Genomic DNA, 18,380 nt, shown 5'->3' on the forward strand with positions numbered 1-18,380 from the left:
TGCTGGTTTATGCGGGGCAGGGCCTGTTTTTACTTACTTCCCGAGATTCGGACATATCGCCCTGTCTTGGGTGGCGTGGCGTCAGTGCGTACGCGGGGGCGTGGGGCTGCCGCTGCGCCGGGGGGGGTGCGGTTTCGGTAATGCGAACGCCCTCCCGTTCTGTGTTTCCACAGGGCGGGAGGGCGTCGATGGCGGTAGCGGAGGGATTTGAACCCTCGGTGAGTTTCCCCACACTCGCTTTCGAGGCGAGCTCCTTCGGCCGCTCGGACACGCTACCGAGAGAGAGCTTAGACCATGCGGGGCCGTGGAAAGAAATCGGTTCTCAGGGGGTGCGGAAGAAGGCCGTCAGGCGGGCCGCGCACTCCGTTTCCAGGACGCCCTGGATCACCTCCGGGCGGTGGTTGAGGCGGCGGTCGCGGACGACGTCCCAGAGCGAACCGGCGGCGCCCGCCTTCTCGTCGCGCGCTCCGTAGACCACCCGGTCCACGCGGGACTGCACCAACGCGCCCGCGCACATCGTGCACGGTTCCAGGGTGACCACCAGGGTGCAGCCAGTCAGCCGCCATTTGCCGAGTGCGGCGGCGGCGCGGCGCAGGGCGAGGATCTCGGCGTGGGCGGTCGGGTCGCCCGTCGCCTCGCGTTCGTTGTGGCCGACGGCCAGCAGCGTGCCGTCGGGCGCGAGGACGACGGCGCCGACCGGCACGTCGCCGGCCGCCGCCGCCGCGTCGGCCTCGGTCAGGGCGTGGCGCATGTGCGCCCGCCACGGGTCTCGTACGGGATCGTGCGGGTCTTCCGCCGGGTGGTGCGGTTCCGGCGGGCCTTGCGGGCGGGGTGCTTCGATCACCCGCGGACCCTAGCGGACGGTCTCCAGGACCTCGGCCGCGCCCAGCGCGTCCGCGATCTCCGCCAGCGCGTCCGTGCGCAGCATCAGCAGTTCGGCCTCGGGAAGACCGAGGTCGGCCAGGATGGCGGTGTCCCCGAGCGGCCCCGCCGGTACGGCGTCGGTGTCGAGTACGTCGTCATCGTCGGTGTCATTGTCGGGGGTGGTGTCCGGTTCGCCGTCCTCCGTACCGTCGAGGCTGACGAGTTCTTCGAGGGCGGCAATGGTGTCGTCGGCCCCGGGTTCGCGGCCGAGCAGTTCGTCGGTGAGCAGGATCTCCCCGTACGAGGATCGGGCGGCGGCGGTGGCGTCCGAGACGAAGATACGGGGGTCGTCCTCACCGTCCACCCGGATGACGCCGAACCAGGCGTCCTCCTGCTCGATGAAGACGAGCACCGTGTCCTCGTCCGCCGAGGCCTCGCGGGCCAGATCCGTCAGGTCGGACAGGGTCTCCACGTCGTCGAGTTCCGTATCGCTCGCTTCCCACCCGTCTTCGGTGCGCGCGAGCAGTGCGGCGAAATACACCGTGACTCTCCCACTGGTCATAGGGGTGTCGGTCCGGCGGGAGGGCAGTCGGTGGCCCGGCTGCCCTGCGTCCCGCCCATCGGAATCGTGGCAGAAACAAGTGCCTCACGAGAGGAGTTCGGCCGTTGCGTCGGCCATCAGTTCTCCCGGACGGGGCCACCAGGGGGACGGGGGACCGCCGTACGACCTACCAGCGGAAGGTCCGCATCCTCATCGCCTGACGCATCCGGGCCGCCCGGGCCCGGCGCGGCTGGACGCGGTCGCGGAGCGCCTTGGCCTCATGGAGCTCGCGCAGGAACTGGGCGCGCCGCCTGCGCCGCGTGGCCTCGGCCTCTTCGGGGTCCGCAATGGCCGCGCTTTCCGAGCTTTCCACGTTTTCGGTGGTTTCCGGGGGGCCTGTCGGGTCCATGGGGTCTATGGGCTCTATGGGGTCCACGGGCTCCGCTGAGGCCACGGGCTTGGCCGGGCCTATGGGGTCCGCGGTCTTCGCCGGGGTCCGGGCGGTTTGCGGCCGACGTGGTGCCCGCTGTTCCTGGGGCTTGCGCGGACTCCCGGGCTTCTGGGGCTTCACGGGCTTCCGGGAGTCCGGTGGGGGCGCGGTGTTCCGGCGGGGAGGCGTGTCCGGTGCGGTCGACTGGTTCCGTGCGGTCGGTGCGGTCGGTGCGGTCGGTGCGGTCGGTGCGGTCGGTGCGGTCGGTGTGTTCCGCGCGTTCGGTGTGCGCTGTGCGTCTGGGCCGCCCGGATTCGGTTGGTCCCGCTTGCGCTCTTCCGCGTCCGGCATCGGCTCATCACCCCAAGGCTGGGTTCGTGTGCAACCACCTTCCCCCCGAACGTGTGGTTGATGCCAGCGCAGCCGTGCTGAGGGCCCGGTTACTGTTGAGCCCATGCGGATCCACGTCGTCGACCATCCACTGGTCGCGCACAAGCTCACCACCCTGCGCGACAAGCGCACCGATTCCCCGACCTTCCGGCGGCTCGCCGACGAGCTGGTCACCCTGCTCGCCTACGAGGCCACCCGGGACGTGCGCACCGAGCAGGTCGATATCGAGACACCGGTCACGTTGACGACCGGCGTGAAGTTGTCGCATCCGCGGCCGCTGGTCGTACCCATCCTGCGGGCCGGCCTCGGCATGCTCGACGGCATGGTGCGACTGCTGCCGACCGCCGAGGTGGGCTTCCTGGGCATGATCCGCAACGAGGAGACGCTTCAGGCGTCCACGTACGCGACCCGCATGCCGGAGGACCTCTCGGGACGCCAGGTGTACGTGCTGGACCCGATGCTGGCGACGGGTGGCACCCTGGTCGCGGCCATCAAGGAACTGATCAAGCGCGGAGCGGACGACGTCACCGCGGTCGTGCTGCTCGCGGCGCCCGAGGGCGTCGAGGTGATGGAGCGCGAGCTGGCCGGTACGCCGGTGAGGGTCGTCACGGCCTCGGTCGACGAGCGGCTCAACGAGAACGGTTACATCGTCCCCGGCCTCGGTGACGCCGGTGACCGGATGTACGGCACGGTCGACTAGGACCCGGCCTGTCGGCTGTGCCCCCCTGGTCTGCCGATCCGTCCGTCCTGGTCCCGGGTCCGATTCTGGACCCCGGACGGGTGCCACCTGCCGGGTGCCGAGTGCCACCCGCCAGGGGTCGACTGCCGGGCGCCGGGCGCCGGGCGCAGGGCCTTCCGGCCGGGCGTCAGCAGGAGGGCGCTGGGGACGGCTTTGTCAGGGCGGCGAGTGCGGCAGCGGCCGAACCAGGTGTGTTGAAGGCCGTGAACTTCGTACCGAGAATCAGATCGACGTCCGCCGTCTTGCGGGCGTCGGTCTTCGGAACGGCCCCGTCCAATTGCGTGCCGAGCACTTGGAGCGAGCCGTTCGTGGCGGACGGGGCGCCCAGCAGCACTCCGGGCCCGGCGACCTTCTTGTCGTACTCCGGCGAGGCGTTCTCCACCTTGCCGATGTTGAAGCCGCGCTTCTTCAGTTCGTCGGCCGCCTGCTTGGCGAGGCCGCTGCGCGGTGTCGCGTTGTAGACGTTGACGGTGATCTTCGCAGGTGAGGGCAGCACCTTCGCGGGGGCGGTCGGCGTGGCTGACGGACAGTCCTTCTTGTGGTCGGCGGCACTGGCCTTCTTGTCGCCGCCCGTGAAGACGTCGATGAGCTGCATCGTGCCCCATCCGGCCAGCCCGAGGGCGACCACGGAGGCGGTGGCAGCGAGGATCAGTTTGCCGCGACGCCGGGGGCGGCGCATACGCGGGTACTTGTCACCCGTGATGCGGTACTTTCCGCCCATGCCGGGGGGAGTGAGCATGCTCATGAACGCAGCGTAGTGCTGCCCGATGGGGATGCCTACTAGATGATCAATGGATCGCAGCCGTCCGTGTACGAATGCACCCGAACGAGGGCGGACACGCGTCCGAACGTGGCCGGAGGCTGTCGGTGGGCCCGACAAATCCGCGGCGCGGCGCCACTGCGATGTGGTGTGACGCGGCGTCGCGGGGGATGCGCGGCCCGCTGAGGGCGGGCCCGCCGGGCATGCGGTTGTCTGCGAGGAGCCCGCTTCGTTCTCAGCCGAGTTCGAGCACCCGGGCGTGGAGCACCTGGCGCTGTTGCAGCGCGGCGCGGACGGCGCGGTGCAGTCCGTCCTCCAGATAGAGGTCGCCCTGCCACTTCACGACGTGCGCGAACAGGTCACCGTAGAACGTCGAGTCCTCCGCGAGGAGGGTTTCGAGGTCCAGGTTGCCCTTGGTGGTCACCAGCTGATCGAGGCGGACCGGGCGCGGCGCGACGTCCGCCCACTGCCGGGTGCTTTCCCGGCCGTGGTCGGGATATGGCCGCCCATTTCCGATGCGCTTGAAGATCACACGGAAAGCCTACCGGGCAAGAGCCTCTGGGCGTAGCCACGAGGTCGGACCGTGATGCTTGCGGGGTGTCGTAAATGCGGGCATTCCGGATTTGGGGCTGTGGCGAGCGACGGTGACAGCACAGGCCGCAGCGCGGATGTGGGTGCCGGAGGCGGTACGGACGCGGGTGTCCGCCCGGGGCAGGGTGGTGGCACGGGCGCGGACTTGACGCCGGAGGGTGACGTGGCGTCGGAACAGTCAGGGTGGGGCGAGGCGCCGGGCGGGTGGTGGCGTCCCGGAGTGGGGTGAGGAGTCGGGCGAGTGGTGAGGTCTCGAAGGGTGACGTGGCGTCGGGCGAATGGTGAGTGCTCGGAGTGGGGCGAGGCGCCGGTGCGTGGTGGGGGCCCGGGGGTGGGGCGAGGCACTGGGTAGGCGTGCCGTGGGACTGCCGTCGGACCTGCGGGAGATCGTGGCCGGGTACGCCGTTCGGGCCTGCCCTTGATCCGGGTGAGTTGCTCCGGGACGGCCTGGAGGAGTTGTTGATCCGTGGCCTCGGTATCGGAGAGGTGGTGAACACGGTGCCGGACGAGACCGGGGCGCCGACGCCGGTCGCCGCGACCCCGCTGCGCGCCCCACGGCCGCTGATGGGCCGAGGGACGTTGTAAGGGCTGCCCGAAGAGGCAGCCTCGGGTGCCCTTCGGCGGCGGAGTCCGGTCTGGACGCGGTGGTGACACGCCATGAAGGTGGAGAGGTGGGGCCATCACGACGCGCCCGCGACCCGGGCGTGGTGCAGGGGAGATGACGATGCACGCACTGGACTGGGACCACGAGCACGACCCCGAGCGCGAAGGGCACGCGTCCCGGCGGGAGCGCGACGAGGCCGTGCCCGCGTCGAGGGCGCCCGAGGACACGGATGCGGTCGACACTTCGCGCGTCTTCCGGGCGGCGGCCACCGGGCGGACCGACGTGGTCGGGGCTCGCGGGATGGGCGTCCTCCAGCGAGCGGTCGGCAACAGCGCCGTGGGCTCGATGCTTCAACGGCGGGAGCTCCAGCGGCAGGAGGAGGAAGAACGCTCTCCCGTGCACGACGTCATCTCGTCGGGAAGCGGCCGGCCCCTGGACGCCGGAACCCGCGCGGACATGGAACGGCGCATGGGCGCGGACTTCTCCGACGTACGCGTGCACACCGACTCCGCCGCGCACGAATCGGCGAAGGGCGTGGGGGCCCACGCGTACACCGTCGGCAACAACGTGGTGTTCCAACGCGATGCGTACGATCCGTCCTCGCCGCAGGGCCGGACCACCTTGGCCCATGAGCTCACCCATGTCATCCAGCAGCGCAATGGGCCGGTGGAGGGTACCGAGGCGCCGGGAGGCATCCGGGTCAGCGATCCGTCCGACCGGTTCGAGCGGGAGGCCGTCGCGAATGCCGACCGGGTGCTGGCTGACCCGGCACCCGCCCCGGAAGCGGTCTCGGGGCCGGATACGACCGCGGCTACGGAAGCGACCGCGGGCGTGGAAGCGGCCGACGCCACGGGCACGGGCGCGGCCCCGGCCGTGGATGTGCTGCCGGCCCCGGCCCCGGCACCGGTTGTGGCACCCGCCGTGCAGCGGGCGGCGACGGAGGACGAGGACGAGGAGCCCGCCGACGTGCAGGGCTCGTTCGTCCAGCGGGCGGAGGAGGGATCCGAGAAGAAGGAGGAGGACGAAGAGACGTCCCCCTCCTGACCGGGCCGGGCCCCGAACGCCGTGGGGAAGCCGCGAGATCCTGCGTGCGTCTGAGAGGCGCCAGCCGCTCCGTTCCGAGCGCCTCTCGGGCCGTCGGTCCGTGTCGTGCAGTCTGTGCCGCTCGGTCCGTGTCGTTCAGTCCGTGTCGTGCAGTCTGTGCCGCTCGGTCCGCGCCGCTCTGTTCACGCTGCTCGGTCCGCATCGTTCGGTTCGTGTCGTCCGGTCAGTTCGTGCCGTCCGAGGCGCCGGTGGCGTTCGTGCGCATCGTGCCGCCGAGGAACAGTGATTCCGCGCATCGTGAGGGCGTCGGCGCGTTCACCGGCTTGCCCACCTTCCGGCAGTTGACGGTCATGGTGACCTTGCCGCGCGCGGGCACCAGAATCGGTGTGACGAAGTGGTAGTCGGAGTCCCGGAAGTTCTCCAGTGCGAGCCGGAGCACGGGCGTGTCCCGGCCGGAGGAGACCACGAGCGTTCCCGCGTCGCCCTGCGGGTTCTGGACCACGATGTCCGTGAGCTGGAAGGTGTGCCCCGCAGGCACCTGCAGGGCCGTCGACGTGCTGGCGCCGCCGCCCACCGCATCCCTGACCTGCACCTGCGCACTGGTCGGGGCCGCGGCGCCCGCTCCGTCCGAGGTGCCGGCGGAAGTGCCGTCACCCGGCGAGAGGCTGGGTTGGGCCGCACCCCCGTTCGCCCCGCTGCCCGCGCCCGAGGAGGAGCCGTCCGCGCCCGATCCGGTCCCGGCCGGGGTGTCCTGATCCGGATCCTGGGTCCGGCTCCTGTCTGCCGCGGCGGCGGATCGTACGGCCTCCGGAGTGATCGCTTCCCTGGCCGCCGACTTCACCGCCGGCCGCAGCAGCGCGTACCAGAGGCCGACCAGAGCGATCAGCAGCACGGCCGCGGTGATCAGCGCCCTGGGCAGCCAGCGCGGCAGGATCGGGTCCTGCTGGTACGAGCCGTCCAGGACCACCGGCGCGGCCGGATCCTGGCCCTTCGTCACCTCCGCGGTGGCGACCACCTGGAAGGGATGTGCGACCGGCGTACCGCGCCACAAGCGCTTCGCGGGCCGGATCCGTACCTTGCCGAACGCGGCCCGACCGGGCTCGATCCGCAGGGTGTCCGACCCGAAGGAGATCCGGGCCCGGTCCGTGCCGGACCGCGTCTCCAGCCGTACCGTGGCCGGAGCGTTCCCCCGGTTGTCGACGGCGATCTGATGGCTGCCGCGCCATGCGCCGTTCGAACCGCGCGGCACCAGCTCGGCCGTCGTCTCGGTGAACGGCGGTACGGTCACCCGTCCCTCGGGCACCACCGTGTCGCCCTGCTCGCTGGTGGGCACCACCCGGACCCCGAAGGGCGTCTCCCCGGCCGGCACGGTGGAGTCCCGGGGCGGGCGCAGCACGAGCGAGACCGTTCGGGAGTCGCCCGGGTACAGGGACAGGGCCGCGGGCTCCACCGTCGACCAGGCGGCACACGCACCGACCACCTCGAAGCGGTATTCCTCGACAGTGCTGCCGGAGTTGAGGATCCGCAGTGGGACGGCCGTTTCCTCGCCCGGTGCGGCAATGACGGATGAATCGTCGAGGCTTGCCGTGAGACTCATAGGGCGAACCGTAGGGTCGGCCCTGAACACGGGCACCGGCCGCCGAGGAACACTTCCGGGCAGATTCCGTGCCCGTGACGACTCTCCTGTTTACCCGTAGGTGAGCGGGGGAATCGTCTGACCGCTTCAGAACGAGCGAGTCAAGCGGTCAGTGAGCCGAGCAGCGGTCAGTGAGCCGAGTGTTCGGTGAGACAGGCGCTCAGGAGACAAGCGTTCCGTGAGCCGAGCGTTCAGCGAGTCAAATGTTCAGCCGATTCGCGCGCATTGTGTGATCCACGCGAATCGAGCGACTCATACGAAACAGCCGTGATGGTTGTGTTCGCCGTGGTATCACCGGCTGTTGTCCAGGGGGGAGCATTGCCATGGAGCGAACCACTGTCGCGTTACGGGCCCAGGACCCGATCTCACAGGCGGGCGTGGCGAGTCAGTTACGGGCCCGGCCCGAGGTCAGCGTGACGGAGTGGGCGGAGGGGGATGCCTCGCCCCAGATCGTGGTCGTCGTCGTGGACACGGTCGACGACGAGGTGTTGACGACGCTGCGCCATATCCAGCGCACCAGCACCACACGAACCGTCCTCGTCACCACGGACATCGACGAGCAGAAACTGGTGAGCGCCGCGGAGTGCGGTGTCGCCGGCGTGGTCCGACGGGCCGAGGCGACGCCGGAACATCTGGTGCAGGTCATCGGGACGGTGGCGCGCGGCGAGGGGCACCTCCCTTCCGACCTGCTGGGACGCCTCCTTGAGGAGGTCGGTCGCCTTCAGGGGCAGGTGCTCGGGCCGCGGGGCCTGCACTTCACCGGTCTCGCGGCCCGGGAGGTGGATGTGCTGCGCCTGGTCGCGGAGGGGTACGACACCGCGGACATCGCGACGAAGCTGGCCTACTCCGAGCGCACGATCAAGAACGTGCTGCATTCGGTCATGACGCGGCTGCAGCTGCGGAACCGGTCGCATGCCGTCGCCTATGCGATGCGCCAAGGGCTGATCTGAGCCGTTCGGCACGGACCGGATCCGGCGAGGACCGGTGGGTCCGAGGAAAGGCGCGGTCGGCAGAGGCTGAATCCGGCAGAGGCCCCGTCGGCGGATGGGGTGACTGCCCGAAAGGGCAGCGGGGGCTTCCCGCAGATGTGGCTCACGCACCACTGCGGGGCGGGTGCCCGTACAGGACCGTGGCGTGCGGACACCGGGTCGGCCGGATGGTGGGGGAGGGCTTTCGTGCGCTGGTTCCAGCCGCTGCGGTGGGCGATGTGGTCGCGGTCATGGCCGTGGCCGCGGTTCGGGTCGCAGTCGCGGCCGCGTTCGTGGACGGGCCCGGGAGCCGGGGCTGGAGCCGGAACCGGGACCGCACCTGCGGCCACCGCACGATTCTTGCCTTCCGTCTCACGCAGGGCCCTCGTTCTGATCCGCGTTCCCGCGCTGGTGCTGATCCTTCTGGCCACCGGCATCGCGCCCGGCTCGGCCGTGGGCCCGGGAGGGCCGGGGGCGGGAGAGCCGCGGGTCGGAGGGCCGGGGGCGGGAGAGTCGGGCGTGGGAGAGCCGCGGGTGGGGGAGCCCGAGCCGTGGGTCACGCCCGCGGTGTTCACCGACGCCGTGGACCCGGGTGGTTCCACGGGCGTGGACAAGAGGGTCGTCACACCCGGGATTCCTCCACGTCCCGATGTGATCCTGCTGGTGGACGGTACGGGCAGCATGGAGGTGCCCATCCAGCGGGTGAAGGAACGCATTCCCGAGATCACGAAGGCGATCCGCGACGAGCAGCAGGACTCCCGCTTCGCCGTGGCCACCTTCGGCGACCAGGAAGTCGACCCCGATGCCGGCTTCAAGGTGCTGCAGGGTCTGACTTACGACCTGGACGCGGTGCAGACGGGCGTCGACCAGCTCAAGGCCGACATGGGCGACTACAGCAAGGGCCCGTCCGAGGACTGGCTCTACGCGCTGTGGAGGCTCGCCAACGGCGGTGACGGGAAGACCGTGTTCCGACCCGACTCCAGCCCCGTCGTCGTACTGGTCGGAGACGCGTCCAGCCATGAGCCCAGCAACGGAAGGTCGTTCAACGACGCCCGGTTCGCCCTGGAGGACGCAGGAGCGCGCCTGATCGCCGTCGACCTGACCAGTGACCGGGGTGACGGCCTCAACGGAAACGGGCATCGGCCCCCGTACCACGACGACACACACCCGCCGGACCAGGCCAAGCGCCTGGTGACCGCCACCAATGGCCGGATGCTGGAAGGCATCGAGGGCAATGACGTGGTCGACGCCATCATCGCCGGATTCAGCAACCTTCCCACCAACGTGAGTTATCGCCTGGAGGACTGTGATCCGCGCCTCTCCGTCAGTCTCGACCCGCCCACTCAGCAGCTCACCAGCGGGGACACCGCACATTTCGCGGAGAACATCGATGTCGCCGCCGATGCCCCGCAGGGCACCCGGCTGAGCTGCACCGTCCAGTTCCTGATGGGGACACAGGCACCCGGAGCGGAGACGATCGGACCGGCCGCGGCGGCCGATCCGGACTTCACGGAGCAGATCAACATCGACGTGAACGACATCGACGCCCCGGTCGTCACCGTGGACGATCTGATCGTCCGGGCCAAGGACGAGAAGGGCGCGCGGGTCACCTACGAGGCCACCGCCCAGGACGCCACCGATGGTGCACTCCCGGTGACGTGCACTCCGCCCTCGGGTTCGCTCTTCCCGGTCGGCGTCACGACCGTGACGTGTTCGGCCACCGACTCCGCAGGCAACACCGGTACGGACACGGCACGGATCGAGGTCCTGGAGGCCCCCGTGCCGCCCTCGGCGAACGTGGCGGTGAAGGTCGATGTCCGCCCCGACCGCACATACACCGGACGCCCCGCCCGCGCCCGCTTCATCGTCACCAATGCGGGCCCGGATGCGGCGACGGGCGTGGTGCTCGGCTCGGCCTGGCCGAAGCCGTCCAAGGCGAAGGACCGCGCCCTGGCCGCCCTGACCCGGTGCACAACCGCCAAGCCCTGCACCATCCCGGCCGGCGGCCGCATCGAGGTGGCGCAGACCGCGACGTATCGGGCGGCGATCACCGGTGATGTACGGGCCAGTGTGCGCGGCACGCTGCCCGACCGCCGGACGGCCGACAACCAGGATGCCGATCGGCTGCGCGTTCTGAAGCCCTCGCTGACCGTCACCCCGCAGGTCGTCAAGCCGGGTCAGGTGGTGCTGGCACGGGGCAAGGACTATCCGCCGGGGCAGTCCGTACGTTTCACGTGGAACATCGGGATCAACGCGGAGATCTCCACCGTGGTCGTGGGCCGCGACGGCACCTTCGAGGTCCAGATCCCGGTCCTGCGCAAGGACAAGCTGGGCCCGCGCAAGCTGCGTGTGGACACCCGCGACATCGATCGTCTGCAGAAACCGGTCCTTGTAGTCCAACGGAACCTTCAGCCACCGGACTTCGCGGGGCGCGCATGAACGCGGGCGACCGTATGAGCGCGGGTGGCTGTATGTGTGCTGACCGTACGCATGCGGGCGGTTGTACGCATGCCGGTGACCGTACGAGCGCGGGCGGGCGCAGGGGCGAGTGTGTCGGGCGACTCGGTGAGCTGGTGAGCCTGGCGGCCGGTACGGGGGAGAGCGGATGATCCACGAGGTCGACGACGTACTGCGGTCTCTGATCAGGGCGGAGGTACTCGAAGGCGGCCAGATCGCCGTGGTGTTCGATGCCCCGACCCGTGAGTGGGCGGCGAAGGTCAACTCACCGATGGTCAATCTCTATCTCTACGACATTCGCGAGGACATGCGAAGGCGCGAGCGGGGTCTGCACAACGAATACGACGAGCGCGGCACGATCGTCGCACGCCGCCGCCCGCCCCGCTTCTTCAAACTGTCGTATCTGATCACGGCGTGGACGAAGCGCCCGGAGGACGAGCACCGGTTGCTCGCATCCCTGCTCGGCTGCCTGCTGAGCTACGAGGCGCTGCCCCCTGAACGGCTGACGGGCACCCTGGCCGAGATCGGGGCCGCCGTGCCGATGTCGATCGCACTGCCGCCACCGGAGGACCGTTCGTTCGCCGATGTGTGGAGCGCGTTGGGCGGCGAGTTGAAGCCGTCGCTGGATCTGGTGGTCAGCGTGCCGGTGACGGCGTCGCCGAGCTACGCGGCCGGACCGCCGGTGGGGGACGAGGGCGTGCAGGCCCGATTCGGGGACATGCCGGAGCGGGGCGAGCCGCCCTCGGAACCGATGCCGGGGCGCGGCCGGCTCCCGCTGTACGGGGGCCGGCCGGGCAGGCCCGCACGATCGGCACCGGACGACGACCGGATCCGGTCGGACGCTGCCCCGAGCAGGTCGGGCGGTGACTCGAGCAGGTCGGGCGGCACCCCCATCCGGTCGGACGGTCGACGGAACTCCGGCACGGGCCGCCGACACGGTCTTTCGCTCCGCATCGCCGAGAACCGGGGAACTGGTACGGCGGACGGGACAGCCGGTGCGGCGGCTGACTTGGGGATCGACCTGGAGCATGACCGGGGGAGGGGCCTGGAGCGTGACCGGAGGAGTCGCGCGGGGAACGACGCGGGGAACGATGTGGAGAACGACGCGGAGGACGGCACTCCATGACGGCCGAGGACGACGCGAGCCTGCGCCATCTCCTGGCCCGCGCGGCCGCGGTGGAGCAGCGCATCAGGCGAGCGGTGGAGGCCAGGCAGCTTGCCGACCCGGCTCCGGACGACGACTTTCGCGGTCTCTACCTCACGGACGACACCATCATGCGCCTGCTGGACTCGAAGGAGGCGCGTGCTTTCCCGTCCCCCGTTCCGGACCACGACGAGGCGCCGACCGGGCCGTCCCGGCTCACCGCCCTGGCGGATCGCTTCGGGCTGACCGTTCTTGATGTCGAGATCCTGCTCATCACGCTCGTCCCGGATCTGGACGACCGCTTCGAGGCGTTCTACGGCTATCTCAACGACGACGTCACCCGCCGCCGCCCATCGATCGGCCTGGCCCTGGGCCTGTGCGGGCTGTCCCCCGCGGACCAGATGGCGCGCGGTCGGCTGTCAGCCCGTGCGCCGCTCCGCGAAGGGCGTCTGCTGCTGGCCGAGGACCCGGACCGCCCGTTTCTGAGTCGCGCGCTACGCGTTCCCGACCGGGTGACCGCCCACCTCCTGGGCGACGACGCGCCGGACCCCCGGCTGGCGGACCTGCTCGCCCCCTGGCGTCCCGTCCCGGGCGTCGGCGACCCCGCCCCGCTGGCCCGGGCCCTCGCCCACGGCGTCCCACTGGTCTATCTCCGCGAGGACCAGGGCGGTGCGGGCACCGCCTTCGCCGCCACCGCGCTGGCCCGCGCCGGCCACCGGATTCTTGGCCTCGACCTGGTGAGGCTGGCCGAGGACCCGGCGCCCGCCGAAGCGGTCCGCTCCCTGGTCCGCGAGGCCCGGCTGACCGGTGCCGGCCTGGTCTGCGCCCCGCTCGACGCCCTTTCACGCGAGCATCCGGGGCTTCTCCGGCTGTTCACCGGCACCCCGGTCCCCACGATCCTGGTGGGGCGGTCCCCCTGGGACGCGGCCTGGTCCGCCGCGCCGCCGCTCCTTCTGCACGCTCCGCAGGTGGCGCCCGCGACCCGGACCGCCCTCTGGGCCGACGCCTACGAGGACGGGTCCGGCGCTCCCATCTCCGGGACCGTGGACGTCGAGCGGCTGCTCGCCCCGTTCCTCCTCACCCCGGAACAGATCACCCGCGCCGCCCGGGGCGCCGCCCAGGCCACCCATCTGGAAGGCGGGACCCTCACCGCCGACCACGTCCGGCACGGCGCCCGCGCCCAGAACGCGGCGGGCCTGGACCGGCTGGCCCGCCGCATCGAACCGTCCGTCACCTGGGACGACCTCGTCCTCCCGCCCGACACCCACGCCCAGCTCCGTGAACTCACCGCCCGCGCCCGCCACCGCGACCGGGTCCTGGGGGAGTGGGGCATGCGCCCCGGCGGCGGCAGGGGCCGGGGCGTATCGGCCCTCTTCGCGGGCGACTCGGGCACCGGGAAGACCATGTCGGCCGAGGTCATCGCCGCCGACCTGGGCCTGGACCTGTACACCGTGGACCTGGCCACGGTGATCGACAAGTACGTCGGGGAGACGGAGAAGAACCTGGAACGCATCTTCTCCGAGGCCGCGGGGGTGAACGGGGTTCTCCTCTTCGACGAGGCCGACGCGATCTTCGGCAAGCGCTCGGACGTGAAGGACGCCCACGACCGCTACGCGAACGTCGAGAGCGCGTATCTGCTCCAGCGCATGGAGTCCTTCGACGGCCTGGCCATCCTGGCCACCAACCTCCGGGCCAACCTCGACGACGCCTTCACCCGCCGCCTGGACCTGGTCGTCGACTTCCCGGTCCCGGACCCCGGACAGCGCCTCGTTCTCTGGGAGCGATGCCTGGGCCCCGTGCTCCCGCGCGGTACCGACCTCGACCTCGCCTTCTGCGCGGAGAACTTCGAGCTGGCGGGCGGCAACATCCGCTCCATCGCGGTGACGGCCGCCTATCTGGCCGCGGACACGGACCAATCGGTGACGATGCCGACGCTCATCCACGCGATCCAGCGCGAATACCAGAAACTGGGCCGTTTGACGCTGGCGTCGGAGTTCGGGCCGTACCTGGAGCTGCTGGGCTGAGGCGCCTGGAGGCTGCTGGGCTGAGGCGCTTGGAGGCTGCTGGCGTGAGGCGTCGGGGAGCCGCCGGTATGAGGTCCCGGGGAACCGCCGACGTGAGGTGCGGGACGCGGGAGGTCTCACGGCTCCGGCGGTCGGGCCCTGACGATCCGCATCCGGCCACCGCTCGGCAGTTCCAGGTATGCGGGATCCGATGTGAGGAGCACCGTCGACCGTGGCGGCGGAGGGCGTCGGTTGATCTGCTCGGGCCTTTGGCGAGTTGGGCCCTTGCGCGCTCCCGGAGTTGTCGCCACCGTGGTCAGCACCGACCGGTGCCAGGCCGGCCGGCTCCGTACCGTGACGGGAGTACGTGTGACCGCAACGCCTGTCCTGCCCCACGCACTGCACGGCGACGGCCCGCACAAGGTGATCGCGGTGCACGGCTGGCTCGCCGACCGCTCGGCCTACGACCCGGTGCTGCCGGACCTCGACCTCGGATCGTTCCAGTACGCGATGGTCGACCTGCGCGGATACGGCGAGGCCAGGGACGCGGACGGCCCGTACACCACGGCCGGGGGCGCCGCGGATGTGCTCGCGCTGGCGGACCGGCTCGGCTGGGAAAGGTTTTCGCTGATCGGCCACTCGATGGGCGGTTCCGTCGCCCAGCGGACGCTGGCCGCGGCCTCGCACCGGGTGCGCAGACTCGTGGGGGTCTCACCCGTGCCCGCGTCCGGCGTGCCGTTCCCGCCCGACCAGCGGGGGCTTTTCGCCGGGGCGGCGGATGCCCCGGCGAACCGCCGCGCCATCCTCGACACCACCACCGGGGGCCGACGTCCCGCTGCCTGGCTGGACCGCATGGTGCGCCGCTCACTCGAACGCAGCGACGCGCAGGCGTTCCGGGTCTGGCTGGACTCCTGGGCCGGTGAGGACTTCCACGACCGGATCGAGGGCTCACCCGTACCGGCCCTGGCCGTCGTCGGCGCGCTGGACCCGGCGCTGTCGGCCGAGGTGCAGCGCGCCACCTGGATGCGCTGGTATCCGCGCGCCGAGTTGGTGGAGCTGCCGTCGTGCGGGCACTACGCGATGGACGAGGCCCCCCTCGACCTGATCCGCGTGGTGGAAGACTTCCTGCGCGCCGATGACCAAGCCGACGGCCGAACTGGAGACCGCGCCGACGAACGAGCCGAAGGCCAAGCCGGCGAGTAGGGCGACGGGCACGCCGACGGCCGGATCGACGCGCAGGGCGACGGGCACGCCGACGGCCGGATCGACGGGCAGGGCGACGGGTGGGCCGAACCGCCGCCCGCGACACCGAACTCGCCGGTACCCGCATCCGGTCCGGTGACAAGGTGGTCGTCTTCCACGCCTCGGCCCACCCCGGCGAACGCGTCTTCCCCGACCCGTTCACCCTGGACCTCGCCCGAACCCCCAACCCCTGCCCCTCCTTCGGCGACGGCCCCCCCAGTCTGCCTGGGCGCCCACTTCGCCCGCCTGCAACCGAGGGTGTTCTACGGGGTGTGCAGCGGCCTGCCCGCCGGACCTCTCCGGCTCGCCGGCGTTCACTCCAGCAGCCCACAACCAGCCGCAGCACAAGGAACCGTGACGCCTCGTCGGGCGTCTGCTCTGAACAACCACAGAGGCCTCACGCAGCCCTGGTCGACGGTCTAACCTGAAAGATTCCGAGTAGAGAACAGGGGTCCGCATGCGCAGCGAGGGAATGGCCGGCGACGGTTCCGAGGGGCCCGCCGCCGACAGTTGGCCCGGCGTGCATCTTGAGAGCGGCGGAGCACGGGAGGGCGCCCACAACAGTGCGCACGCGGGCCCCGGTTTCCCCGCGCCGCAGGATTCCCGGCCCAAAGCTCCGGGCCCGGACGCGGCCAGGGAACCGAACACTGTGATCGCCGACCGATATGTGTTGCAGCGTCCCCTCGGCCGCGGTGGGATGGGCGTCGTCTGGGAGGCCCTGGACACCCGCCTCAACCGGCAGGTCGCGGTAAAGGGGCTCCTCTACCGGGGGGCTGTGGACCCCCGGACACAGACCCATTGGGTCGAGCGGGCGCGGCGCGAGGCGCAGGCCATCGCCAGGATCGGGCACCAGAACGTGGTGTCGGTGCACGACGTGATCGAGGCGGACAGTCAGGTCTGGATCGTGATGGAGCTTCTCGACGCCCGTTCGCTCGCCGACCTGTTGCATGAGCAGCAGCTGCTTCCGGTGCCGCAGGCCACCCGGATCGGGCTACAGGTCCTGCGCGGTCTGCGTGCCGTGCATGAAGCGGGGGTGCTGCACCGTGACGTGAAGCCGGGCAACGTCCTCTTCCGCCCCGACGGGCGTGCGTTGCTGATGGATTTCGGCATCGCGACCTTCGAGGGTGCCGTGCAGGTGACCAGGATGCACGAGGTCATCGGGACCCCGATGTACATCGCGCCCGAGCTGGTCAGTCCTGCCCCGGGGCGACCTGGGGGTGCGACAACCGCCTCGGACCTGTGGTCGCTGGGTGTGACTCTGTACGAGATGGTCGAGGGCCGGTCGCCCTTCCCCGGGATCGCCCCGCTGGAGATCCACGTTGCCGTGCGCGATTCGCCGGTTCGGCCCATGAGGTACGCCGGACCGCTGAGCCCCGTGATCGAGGCTCTGCTGCAGAAGGACCCCGGCCGGCGCCCGGGCGCCGCGCAGGTCGAGGAGATGCTCCTGGCGGTCACCAACGACTCGCCCGTGCTGTACACGCCACCCATGTACTCGACGCCCATGCCCCCGCCTGCCGCTCCCCCGGCCGCCGAACCGGCCGCCGAACCCGCGTCCGCACCCTTGTCGGGGCCACCGCCCGTTTCCCCCGCTTCCGGCCCCTCCTCGGTGCCGTCCTCCGTGCCCCCCACCCCCGTACCCCCCGTTTCCGCCGAATCGGCAGCCCCCGCCTTCGGTCCCGATTTGGTACCGCCCCCGGCGTCCCCTTCCTCGCAGCCCGGTGCATCGGCGGCCGACCCGGCACCGCTCAAGCGAAGCAGGGCACGGCAGGCGGTATTGGCGACGGCGCTGTGCATGGGCCTGCTGGGTGGCGTGGGCTGGTACGCCTGGGAACGGTCCCAGGGGGAACCCGAAGCACCCGGGCCCGAGGCCAAGGCACCCGCTCCCCTGCTCTTCAAGGATGACGGGCACAGCACCCTGGACATCGGTGTCAAGAGGGACCAGCCGGGGCTGAGCAAGCGGACCGGCACTCGCACGGTCGACGGTCAGAAGCGCGGCACGTACGAAGGGTTCGAGATCGACCTCGCCTACGAGTTGGCCGGGAAGATGGGCTACGACAAGGACGACGTCGTATTTCATGAGGTGACCTCGTCGAACCGCGAAAGCAAATTGCTGACCGGCGAGGTGGACCTCGTTCTCGCCACGTACAGCATCAGTGTTGACGACCCGAACGAGACAGGAACAGCAGGCAAAAAGGCAGACGATCGGATCCTTATGGTCGGCCCTTATTATCGAGCCGGCAGGGGTTTCCTGATTCGCACGAAGCACAAAGACAAGTTCGATACCCCCGAAGACCTCAAGGATGCGAAGGCCTCGGTGTGCACCGCCACGGATTCCACGTACCCGGCCGTCCTCCGCAAGTTGGGCTACACCGTGAAGAGCTACGCATCGTACTCAAAGTGCCTTGCCGAGTTGCAGGATGAGGACCCGGACAACACGGTGTACGCGGTGAGTACGGACGATGTGATCCTGGCGGGTTTCGCCAAGGAGAAGGAAAACCGGGGCAAAGTCATGATGCTGGACAACTTGGGTGGTGTGGAGGAATGGGGCGTCGCCATGCGCCGCCCGGAAAAGGACTCGAAATCACGGCTGGACAAAGAGATGTGTACCGCGCTGAAGGAAACCCTGACGGGCGACACGTGGAAGAAGCTGTACGACAAGCACCTCTACGAACTGCTGGGTTCGGGGGCACCGGAGCAGCCAAGAGTGCGGGGTTGCTGACACCACGGGACAGTCCTTGGCCCGGTGCAGGGCCAAGGCGATTCGCCCCACCGGCCAGGGCTCGCGGCCCTCGTAGCACCTCACGTCATCCGTACGTGGGAGGCAACCGGCGGAGACTTCGGGCTTGCCGGGAATCGACACGTGTGACGGGTCTTTCCGCGGCGGTCGAGCTGCCGGGCGGGGCCTTGGCGGCGGTGGCGGTGTCATCGGCGGACTTCTCCTTGCCATCCGGGACCTTGCCGTCGACC

At 70.4% G+C, this 18,380-nt stretch carries 14 protein-coding genes, 1 tRNA gene and 1 pseudogene; 9 read left to right on the forward strand and 7 right to left on the reverse strand.

Going from position 1 to position 18,380, the window contains the following annotated elements; translation table 11 throughout:
* Positions 1 to 189: 189 nt before the first annotated feature.
* The 4 genes from ACIHCL_RS18655 to ACIHCL_RS18670 all read right to left on the reverse strand — a co-directional run bounded on the left by ACIHCL_RS18655 (position 190) and on the right by ACIHCL_RS18670 (position 1,814).
* Positions 190 to 277, reverse strand: a tRNA-Ser gene (locus ACIHCL_RS18655).
* Positions 278 to 322: 45 nt separating this feature from the next.
* Positions 323 to 844: a tRNA adenosine(34) deaminase TadA gene (gene tadA / locus ACIHCL_RS18660; protein ID WP_399862995.1), complete on the reverse strand. Its 522-nt coding sequence runs from the start codon at positions 842 to 844 to the stop codon at positions 323 to 325.
* Between the two features lie 9 nt (positions 845 to 853).
* Positions 854 to 1,405 carry a hypothetical protein gene (locus ACIHCL_RS18665; RefSeq protein ID WP_399863206.1) on the reverse strand — a complete coding sequence of 184 codons (552 nt, stop codon included), beginning with the start codon at positions 1,403 to 1,405 and terminating at the stop codon, positions 854 to 856.
* Between the two features lie 187 nt (positions 1,406 to 1,592).
* Positions 1,593 to 1,814: a hypothetical protein gene (locus tag ACIHCL_RS18670; protein ID WP_399862997.1), complete on the reverse strand. Its 222-nt coding sequence runs from the start codon at positions 1,812 to 1,814 to the stop codon at positions 1,593 to 1,595.
* 475 nt (positions 1,815 to 2,289) lie between these two features.
* Between ACIHCL_RS18670 and upp the strand changes: the two genes are divergently transcribed.
* The gene (gene upp / locus ACIHCL_RS18675; RefSeq protein WP_399862999.1) at positions 2,290 to 2,925 is read left to right on the forward strand and encodes a uracil phosphoribosyltransferase; all 636 of its coding nucleotides are present in this window, start codon (positions 2,290 to 2,292) and stop codon (positions 2,923 to 2,925) included.
* Between the two features lie 166 nt (positions 2,926 to 3,091).
* Here the strand turns inward: upp and ACIHCL_RS18680 are convergent, their stop codons facing one another.
* Both ACIHCL_RS18680 and ACIHCL_RS18685 read right to left on the reverse strand, forming a co-directional pair.
* A complete protein-coding gene (locus ACIHCL_RS18680) occupies positions 3,092 to 3,685 on the reverse strand; it encodes a LytR C-terminal domain-containing protein (protein WP_399863209.1) in 594 nt (197 codons plus the stop codon).
* Positions 3,686 to 3,959: 274 nt separating this feature from the next.
* Positions 3,960 to 4,256 (reverse strand): type II toxin-antitoxin system VapB family antitoxin, encoded by a 297-nt coding sequence (locus ACIHCL_RS18685; protein WP_072488263.1) that lies wholly within the window; start codon positions 4,254 to 4,256, stop codon positions 3,960 to 3,962.
* Between the two features lie 777 nt (positions 4,257 to 5,033).
* Between ACIHCL_RS18685 and ACIHCL_RS18690 the strand changes: the two genes are divergently transcribed.
* Positions 5,034 to 5,963 carry a DUF4157 domain-containing protein gene (locus tag ACIHCL_RS18690; RefSeq protein WP_399863001.1) on the forward strand — a complete coding sequence of 310 codons (930 nt, stop codon included), beginning with the start codon at positions 5,034 to 5,036 and terminating at the stop codon, positions 5,961 to 5,963.
* Between the two features lie 223 nt (positions 5,964 to 6,186).
* On the opposite strand, the gene ACIHCL_RS18695 is transcribed toward ACIHCL_RS18690, so the two are convergent.
* Positions 6,187 to 7,560, reverse strand: coding sequence for a hypothetical protein (locus ACIHCL_RS18695; RefSeq protein ID WP_399863003.1), 1,374 nt, complete (start codon positions 7,558 to 7,560; stop codon positions 6,187 to 6,189).
* Positions 7,561 to 7,922: 362 nt separating this feature from the next.
* Between ACIHCL_RS18695 and ACIHCL_RS18700 the strand changes: the two genes are divergently transcribed.
* The 7 genes and pseudogenes from ACIHCL_RS18700 to ACIHCL_RS18730 all read left to right on the forward strand — a co-directional run bounded on the left by ACIHCL_RS18700 (position 7,923) and on the right by ACIHCL_RS18730 (position 18,132).
* On the forward strand, positions 7,923 to 8,549 hold the full coding sequence (locus ACIHCL_RS18700) for a response regulator transcription factor (protein WP_399863005.1): 627 nt from the start codon (positions 7,923 to 7,925) through the stop codon (positions 8,547 to 8,549).
* Positions 8,550 to 9,086: 537 nt separating this feature from the next.
* Positions 9,087 to 11,006 carry an HYR domain-containing protein gene (locus ACIHCL_RS18705; protein ID WP_399863007.1) on the forward strand — a complete coding sequence of 640 codons (1,920 nt, stop codon included), beginning with the start codon at positions 9,087 to 9,089 and terminating at the stop codon, positions 11,004 to 11,006.
* A gap of 166 nt (positions 11,007 to 11,172) precedes the next feature.
* Positions 11,173 to 12,150 (forward strand): DUF4255 domain-containing protein, encoded by a 978-nt coding sequence (locus ACIHCL_RS18710; RefSeq protein ID WP_399863009.1) that lies wholly within the window; start codon positions 11,173 to 11,175, stop codon positions 12,148 to 12,150.
* Positions 12,147 to 14,192 (forward strand): ATP-binding protein, encoded by a 2,046-nt coding sequence (locus tag ACIHCL_RS18715; RefSeq protein WP_399863011.1) that lies wholly within the window; start codon positions 12,147 to 12,149, stop codon positions 14,190 to 14,192. The genes ACIHCL_RS18710 and ACIHCL_RS18715 overlap by 4 nt, the downstream gene beginning before the upstream one ends.
* Before the next feature lie 348 nt (positions 14,193 to 14,540).
* Positions 14,541 to 15,374, forward strand: coding sequence for an alpha/beta fold hydrolase (locus ACIHCL_RS18720; protein WP_399863013.1), 834 nt, complete (start codon positions 14,541 to 14,543; stop codon positions 15,372 to 15,374).
* Positions 15,375 to 15,460: 86 nt separating this feature from the next.
* Positions 15,461 to 15,836 (forward strand): annotated as a pseudogene (locus ACIHCL_RS18725) (cytochrome P450); the annotation flags it as partial.
* 34 nt (positions 15,837 to 15,870) lie between these two features.
* Positions 15,871 to 18,132: a serine/threonine-protein kinase gene (locus ACIHCL_RS18730; protein ID WP_399863015.1), complete on the forward strand. Its 2,262-nt coding sequence runs from the start codon at positions 15,871 to 15,873 to the stop codon at positions 18,130 to 18,132.
* The last annotated feature ends 248 nt before the right edge of the window (positions 18,133 to 18,380 follow it).

Source organism: Streptomyces sp. NPDC052042, from assembly GCF_044548345.1.
GTDB lineage: Bacteria > Actinomycetota > Actinomycetes > Streptomycetales > Streptomycetaceae > Streptomyces.